General features: G+C 41.5%; 19 protein-coding genes. 9 read left to right on the top strand and 10 right to left on the bottom strand.

Annotated elements, in window-relative coordinates; genetic code table 11:
- Nucleotides 1–141: 141 nt before the first annotated feature.
- The 3 genes from EGC82_RS04370 to EGC82_RS04360 all read right to left on the bottom strand — a co-directional run bounded on the left by EGC82_RS04370 (nt 142) and on the right by EGC82_RS04360 (nt 2,838).
- Nucleotides 142–723, bottom strand: a complete 582-nt coding sequence (locus tag EGC82_RS04370; protein WP_124729676.1) for a TIGR04211 family SH3 domain-containing protein — start codon at nt 721–723, stop codon at nt 142–144.
- Between the two features lie 140 nt (nt 724–863).
- Nucleotides 864–2,132, bottom strand: coding sequence for an inorganic phosphate transporter (locus tag EGC82_RS04365; RefSeq protein WP_124729675.1), 1,269 nt, complete (start codon nt 2,130–2,132; stop codon nt 864–866).
- Between the two features lie 25 nt (nt 2,133–2,157).
- Nucleotides 2,158–2,838, bottom strand: coding sequence for a TIGR00153 family protein (locus tag EGC82_RS04360; RefSeq protein ID WP_124729674.1), 681 nt, complete (start codon nt 2,836–2,838; stop codon nt 2,158–2,160).
- Between the two features lie 236 nt (nt 2,839–3,074).
- Here EGC82_RS04360 and EGC82_RS04355 point away from each other — a divergent pair, with 236 nt between their 5' ends.
- The gene (locus EGC82_RS04355) at nt 3,075–4,556 is read left to right on the top strand and encodes a CYTH domain-containing protein (RefSeq protein ID WP_124729673.1); all 1,482 of its coding nucleotides are present in this window, start codon (nt 3,075–3,077) and stop codon (nt 4,554–4,556) included.
- 440 nt (nt 4,557–4,996) lie between these two features.
- Here the strand turns inward: EGC82_RS04355 and EGC82_RS04350 are convergent, their stop codons facing one another.
- The 5 genes from EGC82_RS04350 to EGC82_RS04330 form a co-directional block, all read right to left on the bottom strand.
- A complete protein-coding gene (locus EGC82_RS04350; RefSeq protein WP_124729672.1) occupies nt 4,997–5,206 on the bottom strand; it encodes a catalase in 210 nt (69 codons plus the stop codon).
- A gap of 370 nt (nt 5,207–5,576) precedes the next feature.
- Entirely contained in the window at nt 5,577–5,819 is a 243-nt protein-coding gene (locus EGC82_RS04345; protein ID WP_124729671.1) for a YgjV family protein, read from the bottom strand.
- Between the two features lie 186 nt (nt 5,820–6,005).
- Nucleotides 6,006–6,443 carry a PaaI family thioesterase gene (locus tag EGC82_RS04340; protein WP_124729670.1) on the bottom strand — a complete coding sequence of 146 codons (438 nt, stop codon included), beginning with the start codon at nt 6,441–6,443 and terminating at the stop codon, nt 6,006–6,008.
- Nucleotides 6,444–6,587: 144 nt separating this feature from the next.
- A complete protein-coding gene (locus EGC82_RS04335; RefSeq protein ID WP_124729669.1) occupies nt 6,588–7,256 on the bottom strand; it encodes a helix-turn-helix transcriptional regulator in 669 nt (222 codons plus the stop codon).
- Between the two features lie 787 nt (nt 7,257–8,043).
- The gene (locus tag EGC82_RS04330; protein WP_124729668.1) at nt 8,044–8,664 is read right to left on the bottom strand and encodes a DUF2238 domain-containing protein; all 621 of its coding nucleotides are present in this window, start codon (nt 8,662–8,664) and stop codon (nt 8,044–8,046) included.
- A gap of 192 nt (nt 8,665–8,856) precedes the next feature.
- On the opposite strand from EGC82_RS04330, the gene serA reads away from it, so the two are divergent.
- The 7 genes from serA to EGC82_RS04295 all read left to right on the top strand — a co-directional run bounded on the left by serA (nt 8,857) and on the right by EGC82_RS04295 (nt 19,186).
- A complete protein-coding gene (gene serA, locus EGC82_RS04325; protein WP_124729667.1) occupies nt 8,857–10,086 on the top strand; it encodes a phosphoglycerate dehydrogenase in 1,230 nt (409 codons plus the stop codon).
- Between the two features lie 166 nt (nt 10,087–10,252).
- A complete protein-coding gene (gene ygfZ / locus EGC82_RS04320; RefSeq protein WP_124729666.1) occupies nt 10,253–11,215 on the top strand; it encodes a tRNA-modifying protein YgfZ in 963 nt (320 codons plus the stop codon).
- Nucleotides 11,216–11,360: 145 nt separating this feature from the next.
- On the top strand, nt 11,361–12,065 hold the full coding sequence (locus EGC82_RS04315) for an ABC transporter ATP-binding protein (protein ID WP_124729665.1): 705 nt from the start codon (nt 11,361–11,363) through the stop codon (nt 12,063–12,065).
- A 3-nt stretch (nt 12,066–12,068) separates the two neighbouring features.
- Nucleotides 12,069–14,711, top strand: a complete 2,643-nt coding sequence (locus EGC82_RS04310; RefSeq protein WP_124729664.1) for an ABC transporter permease — start codon at nt 12,069–12,071, stop codon at nt 14,709–14,711.
- Nucleotides 14,708–15,841, top strand: coding sequence for a lipocalin-like domain-containing protein (locus EGC82_RS04305; protein ID WP_124729663.1), 1,134 nt, complete (start codon nt 14,708–14,710; stop codon nt 15,839–15,841). Before EGC82_RS04310 ends, EGC82_RS04305 begins: the two co-directional genes overlap by 4 nt.
- Before the next feature lie 328 nt (nt 15,842–16,169).
- A complete protein-coding gene (gene napA, locus EGC82_RS04300; protein WP_124729662.1) occupies nt 16,170–18,653 on the top strand; it encodes a nitrate reductase catalytic subunit NapA in 2,484 nt (827 codons plus the stop codon).
- 101 nt (nt 18,654–18,754) lie between these two features.
- Nucleotides 18,755–19,186, top strand: a complete 432-nt coding sequence (locus tag EGC82_RS04295) for a nitrate reductase cytochrome c-type subunit (protein ID WP_124729661.1) — start codon at nt 18,755–18,757, stop codon at nt 19,184–19,186.
- Between the two features lie 130 nt (nt 19,187–19,316).
- Here EGC82_RS04295 and EGC82_RS21210 read toward each other — a convergent pair whose 3' ends face one another.
- Nucleotides 19,317–19,469, bottom strand: a complete 153-nt coding sequence (locus EGC82_RS21210) for a hypothetical protein (protein ID WP_164839067.1) — start codon at nt 19,467–19,469, stop codon at nt 19,317–19,319.
- 94 nt (nt 19,470–19,563) lie between these two features.
- Here EGC82_RS21210 and EGC82_RS04290 point away from each other — a divergent pair, with 94 nt between their 5' ends.
- Nucleotides 19,564–20,448, top strand: a complete 885-nt coding sequence (locus EGC82_RS04290) for a LysR family transcriptional regulator (protein ID WP_124729660.1) — start codon at nt 19,564–19,566, stop codon at nt 20,446–20,448.
- A gap of 105 nt (nt 20,449–20,553) precedes the next feature.
- On the opposite strand, the gene fusA is transcribed toward EGC82_RS04290, so the two are convergent.
- Nucleotides 20,554–22,647 carry an elongation factor G gene (gene fusA, locus EGC82_RS04285; RefSeq protein WP_124729659.1) on the bottom strand — a complete coding sequence of 698 codons (2,094 nt, stop codon included), beginning with the start codon at nt 22,645–22,647 and terminating at the stop codon, nt 20,554–20,556.
- Nucleotides 22,648–22,871: the final 224 nt, after the last annotated feature.

The following is a 22,871-nucleotide window of genomic DNA, read 5'->3' as shown; positions in this document are numbered from 1 at the left end:
TCTCCATAAAAGTATGGAGGTTCATCGATGCAAAAGGCAAAAAAAAAAGGCCAACGTTTGAATAGTTGGCCTTTATACAATGATATTAATGACATAAGTATCGTCATCGCATCGATGATAATCTATTCATTATTGGAGGTTCTACATCCAGCGACTTTTTTTGCGGCGCTGTGGACGAGGCAAGTACACCAGCACAATACCAATGAGCGCACCAACCCCAGCGATCAATCCGCCTTGCTGCCACATTTGATAACGTTGGTTATCAGCTATTTGCTGCACTTTTGACGTAGCGTCATCTCTCTCTTCAATGGCTTTGGTTAAAGCAGCTTTTAATTCAGCCACCTTTTCGTTAGACAGCGTTAGAGACTCAGCGGTATTATCAGTATTTTGAGTAATATTATTTAGTTGGTCATTTGCTTGCTTCAGTTGTGCTTCCATCTCAGGAAAACGTTCACGAAAGCTTGGCTGGTCTGACACTAAACTGGTTAACACCCAACCCTCACGACCTTTATGGTCAATGATTTGAGTAAAATCACCTTCGGTATTATCCAGTAAAGAGATCGGTTGACCTGCTTCAACACTGCCGATAATACGAAACTCTGTACCCGGTCCACCATGAATATAGGTAAACACATCATCAGAAATAAAACGCGTTGGTGCTTGGGCTGCAAATACGCCACTTGGCGCAAGTAAAAATATAAGGATTGAAAGTACTCTTAACACGGTATTTATCCAAACTCAGAAAACTTATTGTCATGCTATTTATTAAATGCTCGAAATGCAAGAAGGAAGTCATATGACTTCCTTCTTAAATACATTCAGCATTCACACTTTTGCTAATACTTCATCACGTCTTCGTTAAATTAACTGAAGATATTTTTGATAATGAAGAAGAACAAAATAGACAATGCGGCACCTGCTGGCAGGGTAATAACCCAAGACACAACAATGTTACGCACTACACCAATATTGATTGCTGCAATACCACGTGCCATACCCACACCTAACACAGCACCCACTAAAGTTTGCGTAGTCGAGATAGGTAAACCGGTACCAGAAGCAATAACTACGGTCGATGCGGCAGCTAATTCAGCAGCAAAGCCGCGACTTGGCGTTAAATGAGTAATGTTCTTACCAATGGTTTGCATCACGCGCTGACCGAAAATAGCCAAACCCATCACAATACCAACAGCACCAAGTGGTAAAATCCACCATGCTAGAACCGCTTGAGCACCAATAACACCGCCACTTTCAACTACTGAGACTACAGCAGCTAAAGGACCAATAGCATTGGCAACATCGTTTGATCCATGGGCAAATGCCATACAACACGCTGTCACAACCATCAATATGGCAAAGACTTTTTCAACGTTACCATATTGGGTTTTTATGTCAGCTTTGTCGCTCATTTTTAAACGACTAATGGCTACTTTACCTAGAAGACCGACTACGGTAGCGACAACTGCCGCTAAAAAATAAGCTTCAATTGTTGAAAAGTTTATACCCACATGTGATAAGCCTTTAGTAATGGTCACAAGTGACATTACAAAACCGGCCAATGCCATGTAAAAAGGCACATAACGCTTCGCGCTCGCTAACGGATCATCGGTGTTAAAAATTAGCTTTTGTACACTTTGAAAAATGATAAAAGCAATAAAGCCCGAAATGGCCGGAGTTATTACCCAAGAGCCAATAATACCGCCAACTTTACCCCATTCAACTGCATCTGCACTGACACCCACTGCAGCGAAACCGACAATAGCACCAATAATTGAATGTGTTGTCGAAACCGGCCAGCCTAACGCTGAGGCAACCACTAACCAAATACCTGCAGCGAGTAATGAGGCAATCATGCCGTATACCAACAATTCAGGGACATCTGTAAAGTAACTCGCGTCGATAATACCTTTACGAATGGTACTCGTGACTTCACCACCGGCTAAAAACGCACCGGCGAATTCAAAGATCATTGCAATAATAATCGCTTGTTTAATGGTAATGGCATTAGAACCTACAGAGGTTCCCATTGCATTGGCTACGTCGTTTGCACCAATACCCCATGCCATCAAAAATCCAAATGCAGCCGCTATCATAATAAGCGTAGGGCCGTTGGTGACTAATACATCAACCATGTTGTTTCCTTGATAACCTTTGTGATTAGTTACGAGCTAGCATCAGCTCTAGGCGGGAACCGACACGCTCAGCAATATCTGCTAAACCTCCAACCCATTCGATAATTTTATACATGAACATCACATCAATCGGATTCAATTCAGATTCTAATGCATACAACTGACGACGCACTTGAATTTGTAAATCATCAGAATCTTCTTCGATGAGATCTAATTCATTAATCATTTTGGCAACTAACTCAACTTCACGACCACGGAAACCGGTTTCGAGTAAATCATCGAGTTCGTTAATAGCCCGCTTGGCAAGTGATACTGCATCTAAACAACGTTTTAGATAAGCACCAAAGGCAACTTGCATAGGCTGAGGAAGGACTAACTGACGGCCAATAATACGGCCAGAGATATCTTTTGCCTTGTTAGCGATTTTGTCTTGTTGAGTTAATAACTCAAGCAAGTCAGTCCGCTCGACAGGCATAAACAATCCACCAGGAAGAGTCAGGCGAATTTCACGTTTGAGCGAGTCAGCGTCTTTTTCCAACAAACTAATTTGTTTGCGTATCTTTATCGCTTCATCCCAGTCACCTGAGTTGGTTGCGTCAAAGAAAGGAACAAGAAGTGATGCACACTCATGTACTTTGTCGATATGCTGTTCTAAAGGCTTAAGAGGTGATTTTGCAAACACACCTAAAATAGAGTTTACTGGCATTGCCGTTTACCTATTTAATAAATTCCAGTTTGGAAAAAGCGGGCGCATGTTAACCCAAGCGTCCGCATAATGAAACTGTGTTTTTTAATTTCGTACGACAGTTTCTCTGCTATCGTGGATCAGTATATATGATGCGAGCAACGCTATCCTAAGAGATTTTTATTACAACAATATGACATTATGAAGATAATGTGACGCATTAGTGAATATTTAATGACAAGGCAAACATAAAGTCAATGGACGCAGAAATAGAGTTAAAACTATTCATTCAACCACAACACCATGATTTATTGATAAAAATATTGAATGAACACCCTAATTCGACCCCTCAAGGGCTGAAAAAACTCACCAACGGATATTTCGATACCGACGATTTACAACTACGTCGTTGGGATATGGGCTTACGTGTAAGAGGTTTTGACAACCAACTCGAACAGACCATAAAAACGGCAGGCCGGGTAGTTGGAGGGATCCATTCACGTCCCGAATATAATGTTAGCATTAATCAAAAAACACCGATCTTGTCACGTTTCCCTAAAGAAATTTGGCCAACAGCAAATGATCTCGACAGGGTATCAACATCATTAACATGTATTTTTGAAACTAATTTTGAGCGTCAAACTTGGCATATATATCTCAATGATAGTCTTATTGAGGTTGCATTAGATGTCGGTGAAATTATCGCTCAAGATAACGTTGACCCCATATGCGAGCTAGAATTCGAATTACTCGCAGGTGATACTTCAGCCTTAATACAATTAGCAATGCAAGTGGCCATATCAGTGCCGTTTCGCTTAGGCAAGGCCAGTAAAGCTCAACGCGGCTATCAATTAGCCGGTAAATCAAAGCCTTTCTCAATCGAACATATTGATTATGTCGGTTTGCCAAAAAATAATAATTTACCACAAGCCTTAAGTACCTTATTAGAAACTGGCCTTGAGCGCTGGCAATTAATTGAAAATATATTAACGACTTCTAATGATATAGATCAACAATCAGCATTATGGGGTGAATTACGCCGTTGTGTGCGCTTGCTAAGGCTCAGCTTAAATCAATTTGGACTACTCAATCAGCAAACAAGCCTATTATTCGATCACCTTGAGCGTGCGCTGGAATTTGTTGGTCCATTACAAAGCTGTTGTTTATTGCTGCAAGATGGCGCAAAAATGTTGGCTAACATCAACGATAAACCTCTCGTTTGCCAACAACTAGAAAACCATATCAACTCAATGTCAATTTCAACCCAATTAATGTCGATATGGCAACAACCTGAATATGGTCAATTACAATTAACCTTAGTCGATTTATTATTAACGACTGAAAATGGCCAACATAAATTAGATAACTATCCAGAATTGGGTTTATTTGCCAATCAGTTACAACAATCGTCATGGAAGCGTATTGGCAAATTAATGCCTATTACAGCAAAAATGGACAGCGGAGATTACCAACATGTTGCTAATGCTCTGGACGAAAGTATCTTGGTTGGGTTTGCTTATGGAGAAATGTATCCTGCTAAAAAGCGCGAAGCTTTTCGGGCGCCTTGGCAAGACTTAGCTTTGGGGATTAGTACGCTATCGGCCTATAAAATATTAAGGCTACTTAGTGAACGGCATCAACTTAACATTGAAACCTGGTTAGACAATAAAGAAACCAGTTTACTGTTTGCCATGGAGCAGTCACGTAAAAGTGCTTTAAAAGCACCTATCTACTGGTAAATTTAATGGCTATGACACAGATCTAAACAGCTATAATAAAAATCTACACAGCTATAACAAAGCATTATACGAACACGATTCCAACAATATGTAATTGATTGTAAAACAGGAAGATAACCAATATCTTTCTGTTTTACGAAAACGCTAATTGATAGGTGATGATGTTAATCCATAAAAAAACCGCTATGACTTCGCTTAATGACAATTACTTTGCTAATGCATATTTAATAATCTACGCCCGCTTAAGTATAGTCGTCTTGATTATAGCAACTATAACCTGCAGTTTCATCTTCTAAACGCTGCAGCGACGGTTAAAAACAGATGTTCTCAGTTAATGTGGCCACACTATTTGGATTATAGTTTACACAAGTATCGCGCCGTTAAACTCCCTTAATAAGGATATTGCGTTCTTACCATCGCACCTGCACGCTGAGAGTTATTTATCTTAGCGCCATATGGAACGTTAACCAACAACTGATATAGTCGCTCTCAATACGACAACGCTGCGCTTCAGCGTATGAAAATAACCCCGTATACAGAGCGTTGTCTGGCGACTCCCCCACTCCTAGTACTAAATTCATAGCTAGTGTCACTTGCTCAACTTTGGCAAAGTTATTTTGCGGTAAACGAGTAAACTCAAGCCTACCCATTTTAATCGACAGATAATGAATTTTTGATCATCAGCTACCGTTGTGCAACTTTAGCTAAATAAGTCATCATATTAATTAATTATTATCTTATCCGCGATCGACTAACCACTGTTCAATTAAGTCATAAACTGTTGCCATAATGAAAACTCCTATTCAAAATCAGCATCTGATAGACACATAATAGAAGTCTGTCGACATTAACTAAAGCGATTAAAATAGATAGTTAAAACCGTAAAAATAGATTAAAAATCTGGGGGTTGACTAAATCAATTAATGCCAAGTGTTTAGATCTACAGTAGGCCATAAAAAAGCCAAAATTTTCATTTTGACTTTATCAATAAATAGATTTATTAACCCGCTAAAAGATTTATTATTTTTCTGGAGGGGTCGGCTCGCGGTATAACTTAACTAAATAATAGGCATCAATTAATACAATAAAAAAGTTAACCAATGCAACAGGAATCGCATCAATAGCCAAACCATAAGCCACAAATAAGCCGGCACCAATTAAGTTCCACCAGCGTAATTTTTTGATGTTAGCCATCATCAGTGAAATAGCAACAACGACCGAAGCCAAGTAACCAACCCATTCCCAGATGTTAATGTTATCCATAGATTTTCCTATAATTAATGTGTTGAATAACGATATCTGGCTATTAACACAATGACTCGACAATGTGTGCTCTGCTGGAACACAGCATCAAGGCTTATTCGCAATGACTAAATAGGTGATGCCACCTCTACATAGAGTTTATCGATAGCAAAGTTCAACATTGAACTCCAACAGATTAACTATAGCTTATCGCTCTACCACTGCAGCGGTCATTCTTGAAATACAACAAAGTTCGCCAGCACTATTACGCACCAAAATTTCCCACACTGAGCTGCGTTTGCCAATATGTACCGGTTTTGCTGTTGCGGTCAATTCACCATTACGCGAGGCTTTTAAATGATTGGCATTGATTTCTTGGCCGACACAATAGTAGCGGGTAAAATCGACCACAAAATTAGCCGCATAACTGGCGACAGTTTCCGCTAAAGCAACATTGGCACCACCATGAACAATCCCTAATGGATTATGTATCGCTGGATTAGCAGGCATGGTGGCAACCATATAATCATCACCAATCTCAGTAATTTTAATGCCCAATGTTTGCATTAAAGTGCCCTTACCATGCATCCCTGTATCTAAACGAGCACAATCTTCTAAAGTGACAGTCTTAAACCAAATACTCATTATTAATATCCATCATTATCATTATTAGAAAACTCAGTGTACTGATTAGCTTAAGCTTTTAAAAGGTAAACACGATTGATAGCACCAACCCATTAAAAAGGAGCCTAAGCTCCTATTATCATTAATCAATAATCTACCAGCAGATTAACTCACTAGTTCACTGTGGCTTTGATAGGTTTGTGCCCAACGTAATAACTCAACCCGGTTGCGAGATTCTGTTTTACGGAAAATAGAGGAGATGTGCGCTTTCACGGTATGTTCACTAATGCACAAACGCTGAGCAATTTCTTTGTTGCGCGCACCACTAGAAACAAGCTGAATAATGGTTCTTTCTCGACTAGTTAATCTTTGAATAATAGCGACGGTATCGGCAGGAATTTCAGTACTAGTGTCTAACTGTTGAACTAAACGTCTAAAAATTTTACTGATCAGTGGGCGGTCGTACCACAATTCGTCGGCAACCATTTTGCGTAGACCCGTCAACATTAAATCCATGCGTTGATCGCTGTATAACAAACCACGCACGCCTAGGAGTAATGCTGATTCTTGATCGAGCGATCCTCGTTCAACTTGGTATAATGCAACAGGGACATGTCCCACTAAACGCGATACCAGCAGAGGAATACCTTTACTGTCTAAAGCCGCGCCTTTTTGTGAAACAAGGTAAAAGTTATTAGATTTTTTGTCTAACTCAAGCTCAGCTGCATGTTTTACAATGCGTGTTTTTAACCCGATAGATTCAGCCAAAATAGCTAAATGGCAAGGTGCTGCGATTTGGTGCAAAAACACCAATTCATCAATATTTGAACTCATCACTCTTCTCCCTGAAAAGTACGTTATTGCTCAACATACCTTGAGCACATCCTTAGACTACATACTATACGTAAATAAAATACGTTTACTAGCCTTTAGAACTAGGCAGAGCAGGTCGTTTACTTTTATTTTATAATATTAAAGTACTTTTTTTGATGGTTATTTAATCGTTTTATACTACAAAGCCAATAACCGAAAAAACAATAAACCGAAACATGAGCTCATCGCGGTTAATCGGTAACGTTCAATAACGATTCTTGTAATAAAAACCTTCTATACAGCAAGCATAGTAAAAAATTGCTAGTTGTTATGGCTATTGTGTAAGCCTAAAGTATGAATAGTTACTTTGACTGACTTTGGACAAACTTAAGTATTAGGGTTTGTTGATCTTTGAAGGTTATTTTTACAGCAAATTGTTGGTCATTACTAAAACACAAAGCTACAAGGCAGAGACTTTACCGTGTCGTTATTCAACATAAAAAGCTGGTAACACAGTCGCCATTATCAACAAACACTGCCCAAAGTGTTCGGCTAAAAACGGCTTACTCTTTGTTGAGGTTATCTTTGCCAGTAAATAGTCGCTAAGATTACTAGCTGCAATCCACTCACCTCAAGTAAGCCGTTTTTTTCGAATAAAAATTCAACCAAAAAATCAACTGGCCTTAATTTACTTCGGCTAAGCTCATACTTTACATCGCTCAACATCATCAATAACTGCTCAAGACAGGCGGCCAAGTTAATCTATTTTATAACACCTTTTCTGTCACCAGAGACTCTGCGAACTGCGTCATACCGACGCATGCTTAGGAGACATTTTGGCGGCGATTTGTTTATTATGAAGCTTCGACAGCAACAATATGCCACAGACTCCACCAATTAAGGCTAAAAACATATCAGATTGGGTATCCCATACATAACCTTGAGTGCCTAAAAAGGCTTCAGCATTTTCGCCTGAAGCGACCGCGACCCACCACTCAATCAGCTCATAAAATGCCGAAAAAGCTAATACAAAACAAACGGCTAAAAATTGACACCATGCACCTATTTGCATGACTTGCTGACGGATAAAAATCTCGCGAGCCAATATCACAGGAATAAACCCTTGGGCAAAATGACCCACTTTATCGTAATTATTGCGCTCACTGCCCATCACCTGTGCTAACCAATCAAATAACGGTACTTCAGCATAGGTATAACGAGCGCCCACAAAAAGCACACAGCAATGCACTAAAATAAGTGCATAAGCTAATGTGGTTAGTGGAAAGTTTTTGCGACTAAAAAATAAAATGGGTAATGCAATTAATGCTGGAATAGCCTCTAGCCACCAAGTGAACATATCTTTGGGATTACTGACTGACCACAGCAATACCAACAAGTAGATTGCCATCCATATTACGCGTTTTTGCATCCTAAACTCCTCATCTACTATATTGTTCTCAATTTAAAATATTACTTCAGCCATCTAGCCCTCCACAAGCCTTAAAAAAAGTGCTACTTTGGCATTGCGTCGGAAGTCCGCATTTATATCATAACTATTGGCGAATGCATTAGTATAAGCATTCGCATAAGCACCATTTAATGATAAGAGGGTACCCATATCATGGCGAAACACTCGCTTGACAAGGATAAGATCAAAATCCTGCTGTTGGAAGGCGTCCACCAAACTGCGGTTGATGTATTAGAACGTGCAGGTTATACCAACATTGAATATCATAAAGCATCGTTAGGCGAAGAGGCTTTACTTGAGTCAATCAGAGATGCTCACTTTGTTGGATTACGCTCCCGCACTCAGCTTACTGCGGAAGTATTGCACCATGCAGAAAAGCTCGTTGCGATTGGCTGTTTTTGTATTGGCACCAATCAAGTCGATTTAGCCGCTGCCGAAAAATTGGGTATTCCGGTCTTCAACGCCCCGTTCTCTAATACTCGCAGTGTTGCTGAACTCGTGATTGGCGAAATCATCATGTTGATGCGCGGTATTCCACAGCGCAATGCCATGTCGCATCGCGGCGGTTGGTTAAAGAGCGCTAATGGTAGTGTTGAAGTCCGTGGTAAAACCTTAGGCGTCATTGGTTACGGTCATATTGGTACTCAGTTAGGCATTTTGGCTGAAACCTTAGGCATGAGAGTAATTTTCTTTGATATTGAAGATAAATTACCACTCGGTAACGCCTCACAAGTTCACTCTATGGACAAGTTATTGGCCCAAGCAGATGTTGTCAGTCTGCATGTACCTGAAACGCCACAAACCAAAGACATGTTCGCAAAAGCTGAATTTGCTCAAATGCGTCAAGGCAGTTTCTTTATCAATGCCTCACGCGGAACTGTGGTTGATATTGACGACTTAGCCCATGCGCTGAAGTCTGAACATATTGCGGGTGCAGCAATTGACGTATTCCCGGTTGAACCAAAGTCAAATGATGATGAGTTTGTATCACCGTTACGCGGTTTAGATAATGTATTACTGACGCCACACATTGGTGGCAGTACAGCAGAAGCACAAGAGAATATTGGTATTGAAGTGGCTGGTAAGTTAGTGAAATACTCAGATAACGGCTCGACGTTATCTGCAGTTAATTTCCCTGAAGTGTCTTTAGCACAACATAGCGGTACTTCACGCTTATTACACATTCACCAAAATCGTCCAGGCGTGTTGATTAAAATCAACCAAGCGTTTTCTGAAAAAGGCATTAACATTGCCGCGCAATACTTACAAACCACAGCTGAAATTGGTTATGTGGTAATGGAAGTAGATTCAGATCAAGCAGAAGAAGCCTTAGTAGAACTTAAATCCATTGAAGGTACTATTCGTGCACGGGTATTGTTTTAATATTTACTTAGAAAACGATTAACTCTGATAAATGGGCTAACTCTAAAAGCTATCTTGGCCACAAGGTAGCTTTTTTATTGGCTTTTAAAACCTTGCCCCCTGTTGAGCATTGTATTATTCCGTTACACTCCAACCATACCGTCGTATTCTCAGCTTAGGGATAGTTATGACCATTTCAGTAAACCAACCAGATTGGGATTTCATCGCCACATCTCCTGCATTAATGTTATCAAGTTTGTCTCATATGGGATTAATCGAAATCACCGGTGAGCAAGGGCGCAGCTTTATTCATGGCCAAGTCACCACCGACATCACCTCTCTTGGTACAAACGAATGGAAATGGGGTGCACATTGTGACCCTAAAGGTAAAATGCTTGCGAGCTTCCGCACGTTTGCAATAGCCGATAGCTTATTAATGTTACTGCCAAAAAGCGCCTTGAGCTTAGACTTACCGCATTTACAAAAATATGCAGTATTTAGTAAAGCTGAACTAGCTGATGTTAGTGGTGATTACCACATAATCGGCATTGCCGGAACAGAAGCACAAGCCTTTGCCACGCAACATTTTGGCGATGTATCGCAAGCACTTAATTTAGTCGAGCAAGGCGCTATTATTCGTGATGGTGAACGTTTTATTGCTATCATTAAAAGTGCAGCAGCAGACGCTATCATCAGTCAATCAGGCCAAAAATTGTTTGATGCCAACACATGGCAAGCATTAGAAATTAAAGCCGGTTACCCCAATATCGATGCCGCTCATTCAGGCCAGTACGTAGCACAAATGTGTAACTTACAAGCCATCAATGGCATTAGCTTTACCAAAGGCTGTTACATGGGCCAAGAAACTATTGCCAGAATGAAATACCGCGGTGGTAATAAACGTGCACTGTATATTGTCTCTGGCACCACCAGCCAAACTATCAATACCGAAACACAGTTAGAAATTGCCCTTGAAGACGGTTTCCGTCGCGGTGGTAATATTATTGAGTGCGTCCAATATGGCGATAAAGTGCTGCTGACAGCCGTACTGCCTAATGATACTGAAAACGATACTCAACTGCGCGTTGCTGATGATGAAAACTCGCAGTTATCAATTATCGAATTACCTTATTCATTAGTCGATGCTTAATTAATTCAATGTTTTACTGTAACTAAGCGAGCTATTAGCTCGCTTTTTTATTTTTAGACATAAACAGATTATATCGCGTATATTATTAATGATATGACTCAGTCAATACTGTAAGTGTATTAACGCAATTCGTTATGGAGCAATTATGACAAGCATCGTCACCTTAGAAAATATCAGTAAAGGGTTTCGCGATGGCGAGTCGTTTCATCCGGTATTGAAACAAGTAAATCTGACACTGCAACAAGGTCAAACGATTGCACTAACGGGCCCTAGTGGTAGTGGTAAAAGTACTCTGCTTAATATCATTGGCGGTTTTGAAACGATTGACAGTGGTGAGATGTTAATCCGTCAAAGTGATAACATGCACTCAGTAGCAAAGTGGCAAGATAAGCAGTGGAGCCAATATCGACGTCGATCGCTTGGGGTCATATTTCAGCAATTTAACTTACTTACGCCATTAAATGTACGCGACAACATTCAATTTTCACTCGCGCTCAATCAATTAAGCTGGAGCCCTTGGTGTGATGAGTTATGCCATCAACTAGGCTTAAGCACATTACTCGACCGTAACGTTGAAAATCTCTCTGGCGGACAGCAACAACGAGTGGCCATTGCTCGTGCATTAGCCCACAAACCGCAATTAATTTTGGCTGATGAACCAACAGGTAATCTCGACCAACATGCTGGTATGCAGGTAATGCAATTGCTTACCGACTTAGCCCAACAAGCTAATAGCTGCATTTTAATGGTTACCCACAGTGAGCAATGTGCTGAGTTTATGCAACACCGTTGGCATGTTGAAAATCAGCAAATAATGGTTAATCCTACCAATAAAAAACTGCAGGGTTAAACCATGATGACCGACTCTTCATCACACTCCCCATCACGCTCTTTATCGCACTCTTCATCACTGAGTCGCTTAAGATTATGTTTGCACCTATTTGCCAGTCATTATAGACACGCGCCGCTGCAAGCTAGCGCTATTTTACTAGGCATTATGTTAGCCGTAACACTATTAATTGGAGTGTATGCCACTAATGAAAATGCCAAACAAAGCTATGGTAATGTATCAGAGTTGCTCAGCCAACAAGCGCGCCTATCTATTAGCCATCGCACACAAGACACTATTGATGAGTCGGTTTACTTTGCATTAGCCAATGCCGGATTCAATACGATCGCCAGCATCGAAGGCATCGCCACCGATGAACAAGGCCGGCTTTGGCGGATTAATAGTAGCGATATTATTGCAGCCATCAGCACTAGTAAACAGCAAAACGCTAACGATTCGTCTTCCTCAGCGAATATGACCTCGACCAATATTCCACTTGCCGAGTTACTCAGCGGCCAACCTAAAATATTAATGTCGACGAGCCAACGCGATCGTATTAGTAACATCACTAATCAGTCTAATCGCATTATCTTAAATGGCATGCCCCTTAATATCATTACCATTGATGATAGTTGGGGTCTGGGTTCTGCTTTGCTCGCGGATATATCATTAGCACAACCGTTATTGAATATGCAGGGAAAGCTGAGTTACATTGCTGTGTTTAACTCTAGCGCTGAAAATTCTAACATTGCTGACCCAAACGCCGCTGACACAACGGCGTCGGAGGCAGACACTCAACTTATCGCTCGATTAACCAATACGCTAACTCAAGCAGGTATTGATACCAGCAAGTTAAATTTCACCACTCAAACCAGTGAAGGTGAGTCGCTTACAGCCCTAACGGCCAGTTTTCATCTTAATCTTGATGCCATGAGCATGCTAGCATTCGTGGTTGGATTATTTATTGCTTACAACGGCGTACGCTATAGTTTAATGAAACGTCAAAAGCTGCTGGTACAAATCATGCAGCAAGGCCTAGATAGACGCACTGTGATGCTTGCCTTAAGCATTGAAATACTCTGCTTAGTGTTTGTCGGCTGTGTATTGGGCTTTATTGTCGGCTTGCAGCTGTCGCAGTGGTTGCAACCTATGGTCGCGATAACACTTGAACAGCTTTATGGTGCCAAATTATTACCCGGCATTTGGCAGTGGCAATGGTTTGCACAGGCATTGATATTAACCTTATCGGCGGCGTTTGCAGCTTGCATCCCAATGTTAATCAGTCTAATCAAAACACCATTAGCCCAGGGGGCACAAAAACAACCGCAAAACCAACGATTCAATATGATTCATTGGCGACAATTTATTATTGCAGCGCTACTGCTACTCATTTGTACTGTTGGATTTGCCTTTACCGAGCAGTATCGCCATAGCTTAGTGTTACTGGGGATTATCTCGGTGGCAATTCCATTACTATTACCCCAATGCTTGCATTGGGCTGTTAACTTACTCAGCCCATTTATGCCTAAAGGGCTTTGGCAATATGTGATTGCTGAAACCAAAGAGATTATCGCCCCGCTTGCTCTGGCAATGATGGCGATGTTGTTAGCGCTGTGTGCCAACATTGCCATGAACACCTTAGTCGGTAGCTTTGAAATCACCTTAAAGAAATGGCTCGACGCCCGCTTGCATGCAGATTTATACATAAGACCTAATCCGAATCAGATTGATGCCTTAATCTTACTGTTAAATAACGATCCTAAGGTTGAAGCTATTTATGATCAATGGACTATTGATAGTAACCTCAATCGAATAGAGACGCCGCAAACACAAGTACCTATCAATCTTGTGAGTCGCGATCATTTATCGTTGACCGAAACAACCGTCTTTAAAATCACCGCCGATGACTTTTGGCCAACATTTACTGCAGGTGAAAGCCTGATGATCAGTGAACCCTTATCAATCAAATACCAACTTGATATAGGCGACAAAGTACAGCTATCACAACTTAATCAACATGTATTGACCGTTGGCGGGATTTATTACGATTATGGTAATCCCCAGGGTGAAGCGATTATTACCCAGTCTTTATGGCAACAATCTCAATTACCGGCCAAACCCATTAGCCTAGCAGTGTCGTATCAAGGTGATCTCACACCATTGCAAAACAGCATTAGCCAGAAAATCAATTTATCTTCCGCCTATATGTACAGCCAGCAGCGGATCAAAACTGAAGCAATTACCATATTTAATAAAACATTCTCTATTACTGTGGTGCTCAATAGCTTGACCTTATTGGTGGCTGCCATCGGCTTATTTAGTGCTTGCATGATGCTAACGCAAGCCAGGCAAGCACCTTTAGCACGCTTGTACGCCCTAGGTGTGAGTCGTAATCAATTACGAATAATGGTATTAGTACAAATGTTATTTATTGTGCTGCTTACCTGTTTAGTTGCTTTACCCACTGGCGCATTACTGGGTTATTTGTTAATCCACAAAGTCACATTACAAGCATTTGGCTGGAGTATCGCCATGGTGTGGGATTGGGCTGCCTATTTTCAGGTGGTGGTTATTGCGGTGGTAAGTTGCTTATTCGCCGTATGTTTACCTTTATATTGGCAGACTCGAAAACCCTTGATATCCAGCTTACAACAGGAAGCACTATGACCCCTTTTACATTGCAAAAAGTGCTCAGCTTCAGCTTGATAGCTTTTGTTATTTCGACGTTGATATCAGCTTGTTCGCCCGCACAAGATGTGAGCAATAAACCATCAACTATTAGCAATATGTCATCAACATCTTCTGAGGGGTATAGTGAGGTAATTCAAGGTAAAACATTACAATTCCCCCAAGACCATTTAGCCCACGATGACTTTAAAATTGAGTGGTGGTACTTAACCGCTAACTTAGCCACCGCAACAGGTGAAGACGTTGGCGTGCAGTGGACGCAGTTTCGTATTGGCCTAACACCACCGAGCAACACAGTCACACCGAACAATGACTGGAGTACCAATCAGCTGTATATGGCACACGCAGCAGTAACCAGCAAAAATGAACACTTAATAGCTGAAAAATGGTCGCGCGCCCACCCACAACTTGCTGGCGTAGACGCCCAACCATTTCAGGTGCATTTACAAAACTGGCAATGGTTGAGTCAATCCGACACGCTATTTCCTGCGACATTAACGGTAGCAGATGAACAATTTAGTTATCAACTGCAGCTTAATAGTCAACAACCACTGCAATTACAAGGTGAACAAGGTTATAGCAGTAAAAGCGCCGATAAAAGCGTAGCATCTTATTATTACAGCCAGCCCTTCATAGATGTAACGGGAGAGATAACTCGCCATGGTGTTACCGAACACGTTACCGGTAAAGCCTGGCTTGATAGGGAGTGGAGTTCACAATTTTTAACCAAGGCTCAACAAGGCTGGGACTGGTTTTCACTGCGTTTGGATGACAACTCAACACTAATGGCTTTCAGGCTTCGTGGTGATAATGAGCAACAACATTTTTACAGTGGCCGACGGATGTTTGCCGATGGCAGTGGGCGTAACATCAATAGTAAAGATAATCCTGGTGATATCTTCATGGAGCCAACGCAGTGGCAACAAACCGCATTAGGTAAGCATCCTATTGCATGGCACATTCGCATTAACAGTGAAGCAATAGATATTACCACCCAGGCATTAAATCCTAACAGTGACATGTTAGTGTCGACCTCGTATTGGGAAGGCCCAATTACCATTAAAGGCTCTCACCAAGGCATGGGCTACATGGAGCTTACTGGCTACTAGTCATACCTATAAAGATCATACCTCCTCCAACATCACTCAACCATTCCTTCGCGCTATGTTAACAACCTAGCGCTACAAGTACTTCAATCAATGAAGAAACCTATATATCAGGCACAACAAGCTTTACAAGCGATTGCTAAAACAGTAAATGCCTAATTGTTAAAATGAGATTTACGTCACGCTGAAAAATGTGACCTTGCACAACTATTAACCACTATACCCATTCTGAGGTATACCCATGTTGTTAGTAAGGTCTAGACTCACTCTATCACGTCACCTCCAATGACTATCACGTACCAAGTACAACATTCTAAGAGTGAGGAACACCATGAGCATCAGTCGTCGCGAGTTTTTAAAAGCCAACGCCGCTGCCGCAGCAGCGTCGGCCGTGGGTATCGCTATTCCAATTAATATCGTTCAAGCTGCAGAAGGTAAAAGTGAAATAAAGTGGGATAAAGCCCCATGTCGCTTTTGTGGCGTAGGTTGTAGCGTTTTAGTGGGCACACGAAATGGTAAAATAGTTGCCACTCAAGGTGACCCAGAAAGCCCGGTTAACAAAGGCTTAAATTGTATTAAAGGTTATTTTTTATCTAAAATAATGTATGGCAAGGACCGATTAACCTCGCCGTTACTTAGAATGAAAGACGGTAAATATGATAAAGAAGGTGATTTTACCCCAGTAAGTTGGGATGTTGCCTTTGATACCATGGCTGAAAAATGGAAAGCCAGTATTGCCAAAAAAGGCCCTACCTCTGTCGGCATGTTTGGTTCGGGTCAATGGACAATTTGGGAAGGCTATGCGGCATCTAAACTTCATAAAGCAGGCTTTTTAACTAATAACATCGACCCAAATGCGCGCCACTGTATGGCTTCGGCTGTAGGTGGTTTCATGCGAACCTTTGGTATTGATGAACCTATGGGTTGCTATGATGACTTAGAGGCTGCTGACCACTTTGTGTTGTGGGGTGCCAATATGGCAGAAATGCACCCTATCTTGTGGGCGCGATTAACCGATCGCCGTTTAAGTCATAAAGATGCCCGCGTACATGTACTTTCTACTTATGAAAACCGCAGCTTTGATCTAGCAGATAATGCTATGGTGTTTAAACCACAAACTGATTTAGTATTATTAAATTATATTGCTAACTACATCATTCAGCATGGTGCAGTGAACAAAGACTTCGTCAACAAGCACACTACATTTGCACTCGGCACCACTGATATTGGTTATGGTCTACGCCCAGAACACCCATTGGAAAAGAAAGCAAAAAATCCAGCTAATGGTGGTTCTACTCCAATAAGCTTTGATGAGTATGCCAAGTTTGTCAGCACTTACACGGTTGAATACGCATCAAAAATGAGTGGTGTACCGGTTGAAAATCTAGAAATCATGGCTAAGGCCTATGCCGATCCTAATATCAAAGTGATGAGCTTATGGACCATGGGGATTAACCAGCATACCCGTGGTGTGTGGGCTAACAATATGTTGTATAACATTCACTTACTCACCGGTAAAATTGCCACCCCAGGCAACAGTCCATTCTCATTAACCGGTCAACCATCAGCGTGTGGAACAGCTCGCGAAGTCGGTACTTTCTCACATCGCCTACCCGCTGACATGGTAGTAGCAAATCCTAAACACCGTGAAATTACTGAAAAACTATGGCAAGTCCCTGCTGGTACTATTCCCGCTAAACCCGGGTACCACGCTGTGATGCAAAGTCGCATGCTCAAAGACGGTAAATTAAATTGTTATTGGACCATGTGTACTAACAATATGCAGGCTGGTCCGAATATTAATGATGAAGTTTACCCCGGTTTCCGTAACCCTGAGAACTTCATTGTCGTATCAGATCCCTACCCGACGATTACCGCAATGGCTGCAGATTTAATTCTGCCTACCGCTATGTGGGTTGAAAAAGAAGGTTCATATGGTAATGCAGAACGTCGTACCCACTTCTGGCATCAGCTTGTTCCAACACCTGAAGGGTCTAAGTCTGATTTATGGCAGTTAGTTGAATTTTCTAAACGTTTTAAAGTCAGTGAAGTATGGCCTGCTGAATTAATCGCTAAACAACCTGAGCTCGCCGATAAAACATTATATGAAGTGCTATTTGCTAATGGGGTGATCAATAAGTTCCCAGCAAGTGAATGTAAAGGTTCTTATAACGATGAAAACGAACACTTTGGCTTTTACCTACAGAAAGGTATTTTTGAAGAATATGCTCAATTTGGTCGTGGCCATGGTCACGATTTAGATGCCTTTGACAACTATCATGAAAACCGCGGGAAGCGTTGGCCAGTGATTGATGGTAAAGAAACCCTGCGTCGTTTTGTTGAAGGTAGCGATCCCTATGTCAAAGCGGGTGAAGGTTTTAACTTCTACGGTAAACCAGACGGTAAAGCAGTCATATTTGCACTGCCTTATGAACCTGCAGCAGAAGAACCTAATGAAGAATTTGATCTGTGGATGTCGACAGGACGAGTACTGGAACATTGGCATACTGGCTCAATGACCGCTCGTGTACCTGAACTGCATAAAGCAATGCCGAGTGCTCAGGTCTTTATGCACCCAGCTGACGCTAAAGCTCGTGGTTTAACTCAAGGTGATGAAGTGACTGTTGCATCACCGCGCGGTGAAATTAACACTCGAGTGGAGACTAAAGGCCGTAATAAGCCGCCAAGAGGAGTGGTATTCATGCCATTCTTTGATGCCAAGCAATTGGTTAATAAGTTACTTCTTGACGCTACTGACCCATTATCAAAAGAAACTGACTTCAAAAAGTGTCCAGTCAAAATATTTAAAGCTTAATACGCCTTTTATATTAATTGCGACAGCTGCCATGGGGTTCGTCCACCATGGTAGTTGCGACACCCAAACTCTACATTCATTAGGATGTAACGGAGATGAAAATGAAAAAACTACTTAGCATCGCGGCCATACTCTTAAGCCTTAACGCCTATTCTGGTCAGCAAACATTACCCGAGAATACCCCGGTTAAAGTTGAGTCTCGTGTAGATAATGTCGCCATAACAGACAACTTGCCTGCAGATGCTATTGCAACGTATCCCACTCGCGGAAAAGCTATCGCGCGTACTTTTGCTGAACAGCCGCCTTTAATCCCCCATAAAGACAGCTATAGCATCACCAAAGACAAAAATGGTTGCCTTACATGTCACAGCTGGGATAAGGCTAAAAGAATGAAAGCAACACCTGTGGCGAAGTCACACGTAATCGATGACCAAGGTACAGTGAATGGCATGAACTACTTTTGTGTACAGTGCCATGTTGCGCAAGCAGATAACAAACAGGAACTTGTGGAAAACACCTTTACCACTAAGTGATCCATGAGGACATAAATCCCTCTATGCCTCAATTTGAGCAATGCCACTTCTGTTGAAGTGGCATTTTTTATGTTCAGTCTTTTATTGTTGTAAGCAGAAATAACGAAAGCGATAAAAATAAAAACCCAGCTTAAGCTGGGTTTATTGGTTGAGACTTTTGTTGGATAATTTGTGCACTCGGTACTGCTGCGGTTTGTGACACACCAGATGATTGAGTCTCATGTGTTATAGGCATCGCTGCTTGCCATAATGCACCGACCCATAAACTTGAAGTAGATTTCATTGCCGTTCCTCCGATTCTGTTAACAAGTTCAAAGTAATCGTTTAGGCTTCATAGGTAAAATGAATAATTACCATACAGTGAATTCCATTTAAGCATGAACATTCCAATCAAGACCTTACAGATCTTTCTCACCATAGTGGAAACCAAAAACTTTACCCGTGCGGCGCAAAAATGTTTTATGACCCAACCGACACTGACAAAAACCATTCAACGTTTAGAAAGCAATATGGGTGAGCAATTGTTGATAAGGAATAATCAAACAGTAGAATTAACCCAAGCAGGACAATTGTTTGAGCAAAGTGCCAGGGAAATTTTAGGCCATTGGCATCGACTTCAAGAAGATATGAGTAATCTCAGTGGCTTAAAGTCAGGACGATTAAGACTTGGTGTCTGCCCGATGATGAGCAGTTTAATTATCAGCTTATTGACGGCTTATCGACAACAGTACCCTGGGGTCGAGATACAAATGTACGAATATGGCGGATTTGGTTGCGAACAGGCACTACTGAACAACAGTCTAGATATTGCATTTACCGCACTACCGACAACCCATAACACAGAGCTAGCGAATCAACCCCTAACTAGATATCCCTTACTTGCGTGCTTACCTGAAGGACATCTGCTTACAGACAAGGCTGAAATACGCTGGCAAGACTTTGAATCTCACCCCTTCATTCTTTATAACGAAGACTTTTCATTAGCTAAGTTAATTAACCATTTAAGCCGCAAAGTTGGCGTACAACTCAATATAGCCTTTAGAACTGGCCAATGGGATTTTTTAGCCGCGATGGTTGAAGCTAACTTGGGCGTAGCAATTCTACCCGAACCTATTTGCCAACGGTTAACCAGCAGTAAACTAGTATTTAAGCCAATGCAGCCAGCTATGACGTGGGATTTAGCATTAATATGGCGAGAAAACCTACCGTTAACTCCACCAGCAAGAGCACTATTAACGCTTAGCAGAAACTGTCATCAATAATAAATTCTCTGATAATATTAATTTTATATTACAGCAACAGCATAAAATAGGCATAAAAAAACCGTTGCCTAGGCAACGGTTTTTATCAGCAAATCGAAACTAGAATTACTTCTTAGCTTCAGCAGCCTTACGCTCTTTAACTTGAGCAACAACTTTCTCAGAAACGCTGTTTGGACATGGTGCGTAATGAGCAAATTCCATAGAGAATTGACCACGACCAGACGTCATTGTACGTAAAGAACCGATATAACCGAACATTTCTGATAACGGCACGTCAGCTTTAATACGGACACCTGTAACACCAGCGTTTTGATCTTTGATCATACCGCGACGACGGTTAAGGTCACCAATTACGTCACCAACGTTGTCATCTGGGCTGAATACGTCAACATTCATGATAGGCTCAAGAAGTTGTGCACCGGCTTTAGGCATAGATTGACGGAACGCACCTTTAGCAGCGATTTCGAACGCGATAGCTGACGAATCAACTGCGTGGAAAGCACCGTCTTGAAGTTCAAGTTCAACGTCTAACACAGGGAAACCAGCAATAGTACCGGTATTCATCATGCTTCTGAAACCTTTCTCAACAGCAGGCCAGAATTCTTTAGGAACGTTACCACCAACGACTTTCGAGGTGAAAGTGAAGCCAGTGTTTTGCTCGCCAGGGCGAATAACGTAATCAATTTTACCAAACTGACCAGAACCACCAGACTGTTTCTTATGCGTGTAGCTATCTTCAATTTCTTTAGTGATAGTTTCACGGTAAGCAACTTGAGGCTCGCCTACAATTAGGTCAACGCCGTAAGTACGCTTAAGAATATCAACCTTAATGTCTAAGTGAAGCTCACCCATGCCTTTAAGGATAGTTTCACCAGAATCAATGTCAGTTTCAACACGGAAAGATGGATCTTCTGCAATCATTTTACCGATAGCGATACCCATTTTCTCGCTGCCGCCTTTATCTTTTGGCGTTACAGAGATAGAGATAACTGGCTCAGGGAATACCATTGCTTCTAGAGTACAAGGGTGCTTAGGATCACATAAAGTGTGACCAGTTTGCACGTTTTTCATACCAACGATAGCGATAATATCACCAGCTTGTGCTGATTCAAGTTCGTTACGTTCGTTAGCTTGCATCTCAACCATACGGCCAATACGTTCTGTTTTGCCAGTGAATGAGTTAAGGATGGTGTCACCCTTCTTCAAACGGCCAGAGTAGATACGTACGAAAGTTAACGCACCAAAACGGTCATCCATAATCTTGAACGCTAATGCTTTAAACGGTGCATCAACATCAACGATTGCGAACTCGCCATTTTCGTTACCTTCTTCGTCAGTTAGCGGTTGTGGATCAACTTCAACTGGATCAGGTAAATAATCAACAACGGCATCTAGTAATAACTGCATACCTTTGTTTTTGAATGCGCTACCACAATATGTTGGAAACACAGACATTGTACGAGTACCAGCACGGATACAACGCTTAACGTCTTCTATAGATGGTTGAACACCTTCCATATAAGCTTCTAATAGCGCATCGTCTTGCTCAAGAGCAGTTTCGATTAGCATTTCACGGTATTCTTCAACTAAGTCAACCATGTTAGCTGGAACATCAGTGATTTCGAAGTTTTCTGGTAAACCAGTATCATCCCAAATGTGCGCTTTACGAGTTAGTAGGTCAACAACACCACAGAATTCGTCTTCAATACCAATTGGTAAAACCATGACTAATGGGTTAGCAGCTAATACGTCTTTAGTTTGCTTAACAACACGTAAGAAGTCAGCACCCATACGGTCTAACTTGTTTACGAAGATGATACGCGCAACTTCAGAATCGTTAGCATAACGCCAGTTAGTTTCTGATTGAGGCTCTACGCCGCCTGAACCACAGAATACACCGATACCGCCGTCAAGCACTTTAAGCGAACGATAAACTTCAACTGTAAAGTCAACGTGGCCTGGGGTGTCAATAACGTTAAAACGGTGATCTTTCCAGAAACAGCTTACTGCTGCAGACTGAATGGTAATACCGCGCTCAGCTTCCTGTTCCATGAAGTCTGTGGTTGATTCACCATCATGTACTTCACCGATCTTGTGGATCTTACCGGTTAGCTTAAGGATACGCTCGGTGGTCGTGGTTTTACCCGCGTCAACGTGAGCGAAGATACCAATGTTTCTGTATTTGGATAATTCGGTCATGATTCAACTTTAATGATTAGTTTAAGAAGTAGACGGAGCATGCGAAAAAGAACCGACACACCGCACATCAGGTTATTAAGGCGCATATTGTAAATTGGAACCTTGCTGGGCGCAAATAGCTGGTGCAATATTTATTTATTTTTAGCCAAAAAAAACACATTTAATGCTCATAATTCTATATAAAACAAAAGACTAAAAAATAGTAGATTATTTTTTAGTCTTTA

Origin of the sequence: Shewanella livingstonensis (assembly GCF_003855395.1) — a bacterium.
GTDB classification, from domain to species: Bacteria; Pseudomonadota; Gammaproteobacteria; order Enterobacterales; family Shewanellaceae; genus Shewanella; species Shewanella livingstonensis.
Note: the sequence above shows the minus strand (reverse complement) of the source record. Positions and strands in the feature narration are given on the sequence as shown.